This is a genomic window from Ruegeria sp. AG1 (genome assembly GCF_056541705.1).
Genome location: NZ_JBQFYU010000010.1, coordinates 78,650 through 91,599, shown reverse-complemented (window position 1 = coordinate 91,599; position 12,950 = coordinate 78,650). Strand labels below are relative to the sequence as shown.

Sequence of the window (12,950 nt, the reverse complement as noted above, 5' to 3'; positions counted from 1 at the left end):
GGCGCACCCGCAGCGCGGCACGCGCTGCCTGGCCCGCTAGGCGAGGGCGCATCTTTGATGCGTCTTCAACTGGCGGGAGGGTTAGCCGCGCAGCGCCGCTCGCAGTTCCCGCTCCAGAGCGTCCAAGAACCGCGAGCGATCGGCTTTCCCAAACGGTTTGCCGCCACCCCCTGCGCCCAGAGGGTTCGCCGCGCGCAAATCCGCCATCAGGTCGCGCATCGCCAGTTGCTGGCCGATATTGGCGGCTGTGAAAGCCTCACCATTGGGACGCAGCACTCGGGCACCGGCCTCGACACATTTCGCAGCCAACGGGATGTCCGAGGTGACCACGACATCGCCGGTTCCGCAACGCTCGGCGATCCACTTGTCCGCCTCATCCGCGCCCTCGGCGACAATGACGACCTGGACCAGAGGGTTTGCCGATGGCCGCAACCCGCCATTCGACACCAGCGCCATAGGCACTTTGTGTCGGGTGGCGACCCGCTCAGCCTCGGCTTTGACCGGGCAGGCGTCCCCATCGACATAGAGCGTTGTCACGCCTTCTTTGCCTCTTTCTTTGCGGGTTCAACAGGCTTTTTCTTGACCTTGAACTCTTCGGGGATTGGCATCCGGTTGAACGCGTCCAGACCGGCGATCTTATAGGCCTCGGCCAGCGTCGGATAGTTGAACGTGTTTTGCACGAAGTAATCTACGGTGCCTTTCAGGTTTAACACGGCTTGGGCGATGTGGATCAGCTCCGTCGCGCCTTCGCCCACGATCTGCACACCAAGCACCCGGCGAGTTTTCAGGGAAAACAGCATTTTCAACATGCCATGTTCCAGACCCATGATATGCCCGCGCGAGGTTTCGCGGAACCGCGCCACACCGACCTCATAGGGGATGCCGCGCTCCTGCAATTCTTCCTCGGACATGCCGCAAGTCGAGATTTCGGGCACGGAATAGATCCCGTAAGGATACCAAGGGCTTTCCGGCAGGGTCGGGGTTTCAAGCGCATGACAGGCCGCAACGCGCCCCTGTTGCAGAGAGGTCGAGGCCAGCGATGGATGCCCGATCACGTCTCCTGTCGCGTAAACATGCGGCACTTCGGTTTGGTAGGTCTTGCGATCCACGCTGATCCGGTTGCGGTGATCGGTTTCAACTCCAACAGCCTTCAGGTTCAGCGTCGAGGTCGCGCCCATCCGACCGGCAGCAAACAACAGCATCTCGGCCCGGACGTGACGACCGTTTTCAAGAGTGACCTCGACATGCTCGCCCGCATCTTCGATCTTTTCGACGGCCGACCCGAGCCGCAGATCCACCCCATTCTCGCGGATTTGATGGGTGAAATCGTGGATCAGGCGTTTGTCGATGAAATCAAGGAAGGTGTCGCGCGGCTCGATCAGGGTGACACGGACATCCAGGGCCGAGAACATGGTGGCGTATTCAACACCAATCACCCCGGCACCGATCACGACCAGCGACCGAGGGATCTCGGCCATTTCAAGAAACTCATCGCCATCCACAACGGTTTTGCCGTTGAACGGCACATAGTCCGGGCGATAGGTTTTTGTTCCGGTCGCAATCAGAAACTTTGCGGCGGTCAGGCGGGTTTTCTCACCGCTATCCGTCGCCACCTCAATCTCATGCGGACCCGTGAACGAGGCCAGCCCGTTCAGAGTATCCACATGGTTTCGGTTGAACTGATGCTCCAGCACGTCAACTTCGTGGTCGAGTGTCATGTGCAGCCGGGCTTTCAGGTCTTCGGCGCGAATCTGTTCCTTGACCCGGTAAGAGCGGCCGTAAAAGCTGCGCTCACGCCAGCCCGAAAGGTTCAGCACGGTTTCACGCAGGGTTTTGGACGGGATCGTGCCGGTATGCACCGAGACGCCGCCGAAACGGTCGTGCCGGTCGATCACCAACACTCGGCGCTTCAATTTGCCCGCCTGAATTGCCGCAGACCGGCCCGAGGGGCCAGACCCGATGATGATCAGGTCATAGTCATACTTGCTCATGCCTCAGTCTCCGTACAGCGCTTCGGCGTGGAACGTGATGTGGTCTTCCATGAAGGTGGACACAAAGAAATAGGAATGGTCATAGCCTGGTTGCAGACGATAGGTCGCCTGCTGGCGGCGCTCGGCGATGGCCGAAGCCAAAGTTTCGGGGCGCAGGAGGTCGATGAACTGGTCGTTCGCACCGGTGTCGATCAGGACAGGGCCGTCAAAACCGACCTCTTTCATCAGGAGCGAGGCGTCGTGCTTGGCCCAAACGGCCTCATCATCGCCCAGATAGGCGCTCAGCTGTTTGCGGCCCCAATCCGCGCCGCTCGGGTTCGAGATTGGCGCAAAGGCCGAAACCGAGCGATAGCGTCCCGGCAGGTTCATCGCCAGTGTCAGCGCACCATGGCCGCCCATCGAATGGCCGGTGATTGCCTGACGATCCATGTCGATGGCAAAGTTCTCGGCGATCAGCTCGGGCAGTTCCTCGGCCACATAGTCCCACATGTTGAAATGTGGGGCCCACGGGGTTTGCGTTGCGTTGACGTAGAAACCCGCGCCTTGGCCAAGATCATAGTCTTCGTGGTCGGCGACGCCTTCGCCGCGGGGCGAAGTGTCGGTGAACACGATGGCGATGCCCTGTTCGGCGGCCCAGGCCTGTGCACCGGCCTTGGTCATCGCGTTTTCATGGGTGCAGGTCAGGCCAGACAGGTACCACAACACCGGAACGGGGCCGTCCTTGGCCTCGGCAGGCAGGAACAGGCCAAAGGTCATATCGCATTGGCAGGCGGTTGAGGCATGGCGGTAGACACCTTGCACACCACCAAAACAGGCATTTTCCGAAAGGGTTTCCATCTGGTCGAGTCCTTAATTTAGGGTCGCGCCATGGCTATCGCCCTAAGGACGCCGCGTAAAGTGCGGCGGTCGCCATGCGCATGACTTTTTGGTGGGGTTGCACGCTCACAAAGCGGTAAGCCATCCGATGATCAGCGGAACCGTCAGAATACTGGCTGCCGTAGACAGCAGGATCGCCGCTGAGGCGCGCTGAGGTGCGATCCCATAATGTGCCGCCAGCATGTAGACATTGCCCGCAACCGGTAGCGCAGCGGCGGCAATTGCAACCGTGGCCGAGAATGTATCGACTGGAACCAGCCAAAGCAGGGCGACGGCGACACAGGCGGGGTGGACGATCAGCTTGCAAAAGCTCAGCCAGCCCGCGATTTCGATCCGCTCCGCCGATTTTCCGGCTAGCGAGGCGCCAATTGCGAACAGTGCTCCGGGCGTTGCGGCCCCACCTAATATGGTCAGAAAATCGTTCATCGGACCGGGGACCGGAATCTGCAGCGCCGACCAGATTAACCCGGCCGAGATCGACACGATCATTGGATTCTTGAGCAACCCGACCCCGATCAGGCGCAGCGTTTTGACCGTTAGCTTTCCGTCCCGGCCGCCATTGATTAGGATCACAATGAGTGAGGAAAACACCACCAGATCCACCGCAAGGATCAGCATGACGGGTCCGATCGCGGCCTCGGACAGCAGCATAGCCAGCATGGGCAGGCCCAGAAAGCCGACATTGCCGATGGCGGCACACTGGGCCTCAACCGCGGCGGTGGGGATGTCGAGGCCCCGTATCCATGCCACCAGCGAAGCCAGCGCGTAGACCGCAAGTGTCCCGATCAGATAACCGATGATCAGCCGCCCGTTGAAAATCTCAGCAAAGGGTAGGGTGGCGGCAAAGCGGAACAGCATGGCCGACAGGGCAAAGAAAAAGACGAATTTCGTCAGATAGGCGGTGGCTTCCTCTGTGAAGAACCGCGTGCGCCCGGCCCAGTAACCCAGGCCGATGATCACGAAGAAGGGAAGGGTGCGCAGAAAAATCTCGACCATGGGTACCCTCCTAGCATGGATTGCGCGACCTGCAAGTCACGGATCGAACGGCGTTTTGGGTGACGGCCCGTTAGAAAACACCAAGAATCCTTGTGTCTGAACAGATCGGTTTATAAATTCGGTCCACAACCCGCTGAAGGAGCCATCATGACCCAATCCGCCACCATCCTGCGCACCGGCCGAAAATTCGACCAGGTTCTGCGCGGGGCCCGAGAGGTTTTCCTCGCGGATGGGTTCGAGGGGGCCAGTGTGGATGACATCGCGCGGGCGGCGGGTGTCTCGAAGGCGACGCTATATAGCTATTTCCCCGACAAGCGCCTGCTGTTTATTGAGGTGGCGCAAACCGAATGCCGCCGCATGGCCGAGCGTGTGATCTCGATGATCGACGAAACCAAACCCGTGCGTGAGGTTCTGACGATTACCGCGACGCAGTTGGTTAGCTTTTTCGTGTCGGATTTCAATCGTCAAATTTTCCGCGTTTGCGTGGCTGAACGGGATCGGTTCCCGGAACTTGGACGCGTTTTTTATGAAGCTGGGCCTCAGAACGGTCAGCGCAAGATGGTTGAGTATCTGGAAAAGGCTGTCGCTAAGGGCGAATTGGTGATCGAGGACGTGACGATCGCAGCAGAACAATTCGCAGAGCTGTGCAAAGTTCGCCTATGGCTGCGCGCCGCCTTTGGCATCCAGGAAGAGTTCTCCCAGGCCGAGATTGACGAGGTTGCCCTGCAAGCTGTCGACATGTTCATGGCCCGCTACGGCGTTTGACAAAGTGAAATGGCCTGCAGCCCCATCTGCAGACCATTCCCACTGGTTAAAATTTTACTCGTTACCTGAGCACCCACTCACTCGATAAAGGTTTTGGCCAACCGGTCGCTGATGGGTTGTGACAGATAGGCGATCACGGCCCTCTCGCCGGTATTGACGAACAGATCAGCCGGCATACCGGGCACCAGTTCCAGCGCCGCCACCGCGTCGGGTTGCTGGGCATCCAGTTTGACCCGCGCCTTGTAGTAGGGCTCGCCCGTGCGTTCATCTTCCAAAGCGTCGGCCGAGATATCGAAGATCTTGCCGCTGGCCTCGGGGACGTCTGCCTGTGCAAATGCGGACAGACGAATGCGGGTGGACTGGCCGATCCGCAGCTTGTCAATGTCACCGGTCTTGACCCGCGCCTCGACGATCAGCGCCTGATCCGCCGGGACAATGTCCATGATGTGTTCGCCCGGACGAATGACACCGCCCGTGGTGGAGGCTGCCAGATTGACCACCCGCCCGCTGGTGGGGGCCAACAGCTCGATCCGCTTGCGGCGCTCGGCGGTGCCTTTATATTGCGGGCGCACCAAATCAAGCTGCGCTTCGACCACCGCAAGCTCACCCGCGATCACCTCATCCCGCAGCTTTTGCTGGCTGATCAGCGTCAGTTCCAGCTCTCTAACTTGATTTTCAGCCTGCGCGATCTGAGTGCGCAGCGAAGCATCGACGCCGTAGAGACGCTGCAGCTCAATCTGTCGCGAGCTGACGCGGGTGGCCGCGACCAACCCTTTGTCCAGCAGGGTTTGCAGGCTGTCCAGTTCGGTCAGAGTGATCTCGATCTGGTTTTGGGTCCTGACACGCTGTTCGGCCAGCCCTTGGGCCTCATCCTTCAGGCCCGATATCCGCTGTTCGTTGATCCGGGTTTCTGTCTGGCGGGCGCGGGCTTCGGCGTCAAACAGCTGTTTCTGCGTCAGATAGGCGGACGTCCAATGCAGCCTCTCCATTCCCGCCTCAAAACCGGCCATGGCCGAGGCCTCATCAAACCGGTCCTGACCGCTCATCTGTGCCAGCAGGCGGGCGCGGCGGACCGAAAGCTCACCCATCTGGCTGCCCAGCACATTCAGGTCGACGTCGATATCGGTGCTGTCCAGCCGGATCAGGGGCTGACCGGCCTGAACGAAATCTCCGTCGGCGATCAGGATGTCGCGGATGATGCCGCCGTCCAGATGCTCGACCGTTTTGCGATCGCCTTCGACCACGAATGAGGCCGGGGCAACCACCGCCCCGTCCAGTTTCGAGGCGAAGGCCCAGTAGGCGCTGCCTCCGACAAAGGCCATCAGGGTGATCACGCCGACCCAGACATAGCGACCGATCCGGGGGAAGGCGTCCGAGATGTCGATGAACTCTGCCTCATTGAGCGACAGCGCATTGCGAGAGGCTTTGTGCGGGACAATCTGTGTCATTGGGCTGCTCCTGTGATTTGCGTTTCGGGAACTGGCTGAGGGGTCGGGCGGGTGCCCTTGCCCGAGCTATCCAGAACATTGCGGCGATTGACTTTCAGCACGTCATCCTTGCCGCCAAACTGGGTCTGGGACCCGTTCCGCATAACCATGACCTTATTGGCGGCCTGCAATGTTGCGGGGCGGTGGGTCATGACGATGGCGATGGAGCCGCGGGCCTGAGTGGCCAGAATGGCATCGCGCAAGGCCTGTTCCCCTTCGGCATCCAGATCCGAGTTCGGCTCGTCCAGCACCAGCACAAACGGATCACCATAAAGCGCGCGGGCCAGGGCCAAACGCTGCCGCTGACCGCCGGACAGAAAGAACCCCTGACCGATGCGCGTTTCATAGCCTTCGGGCAGAGCGCTGATCATCTCGTGAATGCCAGCCTCCTGCGCGACGCGGAAAACCTCAGCGTCGTCGATGGCGACCGAAAAGCGCGCGATGTTTTCGCGGATCGTGCCGTCGAATAGCTCGACATCCTGCGGCAGGTAGCCGATCTGTTTGCCCAAATGCTCGGCGTTCCATTTCGACATCGGGCTGCCATCCAGCAGAACCTCACCCCGTTGCGGGTGCCAGATCCCGGCCAGCATCTTACCCAGCGTCGTCTTGCCAGAGCCGCTATGGCCAATGACAGCCAGAACGTCGCCTGCGGCCAGATCAAAGTCAATACCCCGAATGGTGGCACTGATCGCGCGCGGTGGACCGGCCTGAGCGATTTTCACGTCCAGCGTCTTGAAGGCGCGGGGCAGGTGCAGGTTGGGTGTTTCTTCGGCGAAATCTTCGGTCAGCGCTTTGATTTTGGAATACGATCCGCGCGCGGCCAAAAATCCTCGCCATTGGCCGATGAGCTGATCAATTGGCGCCAGCGCCCGCGCCAACACGATAGTGGCGGCGATCATGACACCAGCGGTAGATTCGCCGGTAATGGCAAGGGCGGCACCCAGGCCCAAAATGGCCGATTGCAGGCCCATGCGGATGGTCTTGGACAGAACCGAAAAACCAGCGATCCGGTCAGCCGCGCGTGTTTTATGCGCGTGCGCGTCGATTTGCAGGGCGGTCCAGCGGCGCACCAGATCGGATTTCATGCCCAGTGCGTGGACCAGTTCGGCATTGCGATCCGAGGTTTTGAACAGCGCGTCCGAGCGTCCTCGGGCCTCGGCGGCGTTTCGCATCGGTTTCTGCGCGCGGGCGTTGTTGATCAGCGCCATGACGGTCAGGGTGACGGCTCCGGCCAGTCCCAACAGGCCCAGCAGCGGGTGCAGGACGTAAAGGACGAGCAGGTAGATCGGGATCCATGGTGCATCGAAAAAGGCGGTCAGGGTCGAGCCCGAGATGAACTCGCGAAATCCGTTAACGTCGTCGACCAGATTTTCGGCGCTTTGCGCCTCGCCCTGAACCCGGCGGCGCATGGCGGCCCCGAGAACAGGCGCGCCGACGGCCATCTCGAACCGAGCGGCCAGGCGACCCAGGATGCGCATCCGCATCAGGTCGAGACAGGCGATCACGACAAAGACGCCACCCAGCAGAAGGGTCAGCGCGATCAGCGTTTCGACATTCTGGCTGGTCAGGACCCGGTCATAGACCTGCAGCATGTAAAGCGGCCCGGCCAGCATCAGCAGGTTGAGAAACAGGCTGAAGAAAGCGACAGCAACAAACCCTTTGCGCAACGAGGCCCATGCGGTTTGTACGGGGTTGGATTTCTGAAACATCGTCTTGCCCTTTTCCGGTTTGGCAAACGGGGCGGTGTGACCCGCCCCGTCCGTTTTCGATTAAGCGACGAAGTCGTCTTCGGTCAGGTCGGTGGTGTTGACGCCCGCCAGACGGACCGAGCCTTCGGTGCCGAACGAGATCACAGCGTCGTTGCCATCCTGAGCAACATTCACAGCGCCGCCGAAATCGGGACCGAAATCGCCAAACTGCAGCTGGTCGAGGCCGACTTCGAAGTCCTGGATCACGTCGTCTCCGAAGTTCGCGCCGAAGGTGAAGGTATCCGCACCTGCGCCGCCGATCAGGATGTCATTGCCACCCTCACCCGAGATCAGGTCATCGCCGTCACCACCGCTGAGTTTGTTGTCCAGATCGCTGCCGATGATGATGTCACCATCGTCCGACCCGATCACATTCTCGATCGACTGCAGAACATCGACTTCGATCTGGTTGTCGATGACGTCCTGACCGATGACGCCTGTGCCGCCTGTGGCGTTCACGTCCAGCGTGGCGCCCGCATCCACCAGCGTGTCCTGTACGACCGGACCATTTGCACCAGCCGGAGCATTGTGCAGATGGATGGCCGAGACAACACCCGGGATCGGCGTGTTCAGGTCGGCCTCGTTCAAGCCCACAACGCTCAGCTCGCTGGAATAGGTCACCTCACCTGTGTTCAGGTTCTGGATGATGACCAGAGAGGCCTCGCCGGAGGCTTCGCTGTCCGAGGTCGGCCCCGGTTCCTGCGCCGCGTCCAGACCGCCGCTCAGGGTGACGGTGCGGATGCCATGCTCGGTCTCGACACTGTCCACCAGCAGCTGCCCGCGGATTTCGCCGCCGGGGAAGTCCGATGTGTGGATGTTGTAGTACAGGTTGCCCTGAAGCGCCTGTTCCACAAAAGCCGCACCATTGGCGATGTTCGCGCCGAACTGACCGGGGGCAGAGACCACGGCGTCCTTGACCGAGACATTGAAGCCCGTATCGCGGGTTGCGGTGCCGTTGCCATTGGCGCCCAGGCGCACTTCGACCGCGACATCCAGATCCGAGAAATCGGCCGTGTCGATGCCCTCGCCACCGTCGATGAAGTCATTGCCCAGACCACCGGTCAGAACATTGTCCGCATCGCCTGCGATCAGCACGTCGTCGCCCGCGCCACCGTCGATAGTGCCGTTGGTGGTGCCCAGATCGACAAAGATGTCATCGCCAGCGCCCAGCAGGACGTTGCCGTTGATCACGCCTTCGTCGTCATTGACGATGGTCACGTCACCCGCATCTGAGGCGTCGATTGCATTGACCGTTCCGCGGATCTCACCTTCGTTCAGGATCGCCCCCAGAAGGTTCAGGCCACCGTCAACGCGGATACCTGCGGCTGAATCCGAGGTCTCGGACCCTGCGATCAGGCCTTCATTGACGACCACCCCGGCAAATCCGGCCTCGGACTGGCTGGTAAACAGGCGCAGGCCATCGCCGACCTGATTGCCCTCAACCGCGTCGCCGCGACCTTGCAGGGTGCCTTCGTTCAGAATGGCTGCCGACACGATATCGCCTTCAACATTGCCGGTTTGCAGCGACACGGCCGAGCCGTTGTTGCCCAGACCCGCATCAACCAGACCGGTGTTGTTGAAGGTGTAGTTGTCGGCAGTGCCATCGGCATAGACGGTGCCATTGCGCTGATCGCCGGTGCCCAAGATTTCGCCTTCGTTGACGACCTCAAGCCCCTCACCGTCGATATTCACCGCACGGCTGTCCGACGTGACTGTTCCACGGTTCACAAACGAGCCGCCGTTATGATCGCCGGTCCCGAAGTAGACACCGTTTTGCACGCCTGCGAATACGCCGCCTTCTTCGTTGAACAATTGGCCTTGGAAGTTGACGTTGTTCACAGCGCGGAACGCGCCAACGGTTCCGTTTGCACCTTCCGACAGGACGGTGCCCGCGTTGGTGATGGAGCCGGTGAACGTGCCAGCGTTGCCGACATTGCCGATGCGGATACCGTCGCCTGCGGCATTGGTGCCTGCCGCCGCGTTGCCGCGACCCTGGATCAGACCGTCATTGTTCAGCGTGAACGCGTTCTCGCCCGCGATCTCCGCGCCAAAGCCAGACCCTTCATTGCCTTCACCCGCATCGACGACGCCGGTTTCTTTGTTGTTGAAGGTGAAGTCTTGTGCCGTGCCATCAGCATAGACGGTGCCGTTGCGCTGGCTGTCGGTGCCGACGATCTCGCCTGCGTTGTTCACTTCCAACCCGATGCCGTCGATATTGAACGCGCGGCTGTCGGACGAGATCACCCCGGTTTCGAGGTTGTTGAACACACCACCGGTGTGATCCGCACCTTCACCGGCAACCGGGTTGCCGAAATAGACGCCGTTCTGAACGCCCGAAATCTGGCCCGAGTTGTTGAACTCACCCTGGAAGGACACACCGTTGACGAAACGCACACCGGCAACGGTGCCGTTTGCACCCTCCGAGTCGATAGTGCCCGAGTTGTTGATGACCGCATCGGTGACGCCAATGTTGCCCACATTGCCGACCCGGATACCGTCGCCTGCCGCGTTGGAGCCTGCCGCTGCATTACCGCGACCCTGAATGGTGCCTGCATTATCCAGCGTGAACGAGGATGCGCCATCCGCAGTTCCGCCGATTTCAATGCCAAAGCCCGACCCTTCATTGCCTTCACCGGCGTCGATCGTGCCTGTGACCAGGTTGTTGACTGCGAAATCATCGGCGGTGCCGTCGGCATAAACGGTGCCGTTGCGCTGGCTATCCGTACCAAGGATATCGCCGCCGTTCACTAGGTTCACACCGGTGCCGTCGATATTCACCGCGCGGCTGTCGGACTGGATCGTGCCGAAGTTCAGAACGTCCAGATCATGTGTGCCCTGACCGATGTAAAGCCCGTTTGCGGCCCCCTCGATCACCCCGGTCGAGGTGTTCAGGATCTCGCCCTCGGCGCTTGCGCCATCCGCGATGCGGATACCGGCTGCGGTGCCTTGGGTGCTTTCCGATGTGATCAGCCCGCTGTTGAGAATCTCAGTTTCGAGGATCGTGCCCTCGGCACCGTTGTTGATCCGGATACCGTCACCGGCCAGACCGGTGTTCGATGCCGCCTGACCACGGCCCTGAATGGTGCCGCCAAAACCGTTGAAGATATCGGTTTCCACACGGTCGCCAACCTCATCCCCGACCTGAAGCGAGATGCCAGCACCCTGATTGCCCTCACCTGCATCCACGGTTCCGCCCGTGAAGTTCGAGATCGAGATATCCTCGGCGGTGCTGTTGGTGTAGATCGTGCCGTTGCGCTGATCTCCGGTGCCGAGGATGTCGCCGAAGTTGCGCACATCAATGCCCTGGCCCTGAATATCCACGGCACGGCTGTCGGATGAGATCACGCCGCCACGGAAATTGTCCAGGCTGCCCGAGCTTTCGGGACCTGCAAACTGAACACCGTTAAAGTCGCCCGAGATCTCACCGAAGTTGCGTACAGCGGCGCTGCCGGTGACTTGGACGCCGGTCGCCAGTGCATCAGGGCCGCTATTCGCCTCGATCACGCCCGAGCGGAAATTGAACACGTCAACATCCTCGCCCTGCGCCTGAACGGCGGCGACGGCGTTGTTGGTGACGATCTCGCCAAAGTTCAACAGGCGCGAAAAGTCATTGGCCAGAACAAAGGCCGGCGTGTCATCCACGATTGTGTTCTGAAAGAAGTTGTTGAAAAGGGTTTGGCCGTCACGTGTGGTCTCTTGCGCCAGTGTTGACGTGGTCAAGAGACGGGCGCGCAGGCTTTCTACGAATTGGGACAGCATGGGTCACTCCGTCTGGTTTGTTGCGTGATGCAGGTGGCCCGTTCGATTGGGCAACCGACGCATCAAATCAGTAGGCCTGGCCCGTGGTCAGCGGAAATTCATGGTCCAAATTGGGGGTATAACCAACGCAAATACTCACGGGTTTCGTGAGGTCTTCGCTGGTCAGGGCCTTGATTCAAACGGCGATGCGATTGGAAAACGCGGGTCGCTCACTTATTTGATGACGAAGTTTCACCTATTTGTGACGAATTGTGGGGGCCAAATTCGCCTCAAGCCGCTGTCCGGGCTTCTGAAACAGGTGGTCACCGCGTAGTGTCACAGGTACCTTGACCTATTTGATTGTTTGAATTGCCCCGCCATGAACCTCAGAGACTTGGAATACGTCATTGCCATCGCCAAGCACGGCCAGTTCAGTCAGGCCGCCTCGGCCTGCAACGTGTCTCAGCCCGCGATGTCCAATCAGATCAAGAAGCTTGAACAGGAACTGGGGGCCGAGCTGTTCCTGCGCCTGAACAATGAGGTCCGCCCAACCGCTTGCGGCGCGCGGATCGTCGACATCGCAACCCGGATGCTGAATGACGCGCAAAAGATCCGCGACACAGCGACCGAGTTCCGCGACCCCGAGGCGGTGCCTTTTACCATCGGCATGACGCCCACGTTGGCGCCGTACCTGACACAGTATTTCTCGGAGCTGTTCAGCACTTTGTTTCCGCGCATGCGGGTGACAATGATCGAAGACCTGCCGCAAAACATGTTGCAGATGGTCGAAGACCACACGCTGGACCTGGCGCTTGTCGCCAAGATCAACAATAGCGACGCGCTGGATTTCACCTCGATCTGGTCCGAGCCTCTGTTTCTGGCGCTGCGCGAGGGGCATCCGCTGCATACTCTGCCCTCGATTTCTGCCGATGAGGTGCCAGTGCATGATTTCATCCGTTTGCCCCATAGCTTCGGCTATGCGTTGGAAGATTGGTTGCCCAAGCAGGATCCCTCCAGCCGTATCAGTAAGCGCTTTGATCTGACCGCTTTGCGGTTTGAGACGATCTGCCGTCATATCTGCCACTCTGACGATTGCACGATTGTTTCCGCCCTGGCGGCCGAGCAGTTCAAGCGGGATAACTGGCCGCTTTGCTTTATTCCGTTCGAAGGACCAGGCCATCTGCGCGATCTGGGGGCGGCGACGCGGCCAAATTGCCCGCGCAAACCGATGCTGGCGCGGATCGGAGAATACATTCGCGAAAAACCCCCGATCGGAGTGATCCCGACCTATCAACCCGAGGAAGTTGATCCGCCGAAACAGCCAGCGACGGTCTGAGCGTTTTCGGCAA

The 12,950-nt window shown here is 60.2% G+C and carries 9 protein-coding genes; 2 read left to right on the top strand and 7 right to left on the bottom strand.

The features are described 5' to 3' along the window. Positions 1-81 precede the first annotated feature (81 nt). The 4 genes from ACR0B5_RS15835 to ACR0B5_RS15820 all read right to left on the bottom strand — a co-directional run bounded on the left by ACR0B5_RS15835 (position 82) and on the right by ACR0B5_RS15820 (position 3,863). The gene (locus ACR0B5_RS15835; RefSeq protein ID WP_170641243.1) at positions 82-537 is read right to left on the bottom strand and encodes a YaiI/YqxD family protein; all 456 of its coding nucleotides are present in this window, start codon (positions 535-537) and stop codon (positions 82-84) included. After that, on the bottom strand, positions 534-1,991 hold the full coding sequence (sthA, locus tag ACR0B5_RS15830; protein ID WP_170377338.1) for a Si-specific NAD(P)(+) transhydrogenase: 1,458 nt from the start codon (positions 1,989-1,991) through the stop codon (positions 534-536). The genes ACR0B5_RS15835 and sthA overlap by 4 nt, the downstream gene beginning before the upstream one ends. A 3-nt stretch (positions 1,992-1,994) precedes the next feature. Then, the gene (gene fghA, locus ACR0B5_RS15825; protein WP_170555005.1) at positions 1,995-2,828 is read right to left on the bottom strand and encodes an S-formylglutathione hydrolase; all 834 of its coding nucleotides are present in this window, start codon (positions 2,826-2,828) and stop codon (positions 1,995-1,997) included. Between the two features lie 105 nt (positions 2,829-2,933). Next, the gene (locus tag ACR0B5_RS15820; RefSeq protein WP_170555007.1) at positions 2,934-3,863 is read right to left on the bottom strand and encodes an AEC family transporter; all 930 of its coding nucleotides are present in this window, start codon (positions 3,861-3,863) and stop codon (positions 2,934-2,936) included. Positions 3,864-4,010: 147 nt separating this feature from the next. On the opposite strand from ACR0B5_RS15820, the gene ACR0B5_RS15815 reads away from it, so the two are divergent. Further along, positions 4,011-4,628, top strand: coding sequence for a TetR/AcrR family transcriptional regulator (locus ACR0B5_RS15815; protein ID WP_170472485.1), 618 nt, complete (start codon positions 4,011-4,013; stop codon positions 4,626-4,628). Positions 4,629-4,705: 77 nt separating this feature from the next. Here the strand turns inward: ACR0B5_RS15815 and ACR0B5_RS15810 are convergent, their stop codons facing one another. The 3 genes from ACR0B5_RS15810 to ACR0B5_RS15800 are packed head-to-tail and all read right to left on the bottom strand — an operon-like array spanning position 4,706 to position 11,622. Then, a complete protein-coding gene (locus ACR0B5_RS15810) occupies positions 4,706-6,076 on the bottom strand; it encodes an HlyD family type I secretion periplasmic adaptor subunit (RefSeq protein WP_480541695.1) in 1,371 nt (456 codons plus the stop codon). Continuing rightward, positions 6,073-7,824: a type I secretion system permease/ATPase gene (locus ACR0B5_RS15805; protein WP_480541694.1), complete on the bottom strand. Its 1,752-nt coding sequence runs from the start codon at positions 7,822-7,824 to the stop codon at positions 6,073-6,075. Before ACR0B5_RS15805 ends, ACR0B5_RS15810 begins: the two co-directional genes overlap by 4 nt. A gap of 60 nt (positions 7,825-7,884) precedes the next feature. Further along, on the bottom strand, positions 7,885-11,622 hold the full coding sequence (locus ACR0B5_RS15800; protein WP_480541692.1) for a beta strand repeat-containing protein: 3,738 nt from the start codon (positions 11,620-11,622) through the stop codon (positions 7,885-7,887). A gap of 358 nt (positions 11,623-11,980) precedes the next feature. Between ACR0B5_RS15800 and ACR0B5_RS15795 the strand changes: the two genes are divergently transcribed. Continuing rightward, a complete protein-coding gene (locus ACR0B5_RS15795) occupies positions 11,981-12,937 on the top strand; it encodes a LysR family transcriptional regulator (RefSeq protein WP_480541690.1) in 957 nt (318 codons plus the stop codon). Positions 12,938-12,950 lie beyond the last annotated feature (13 nt).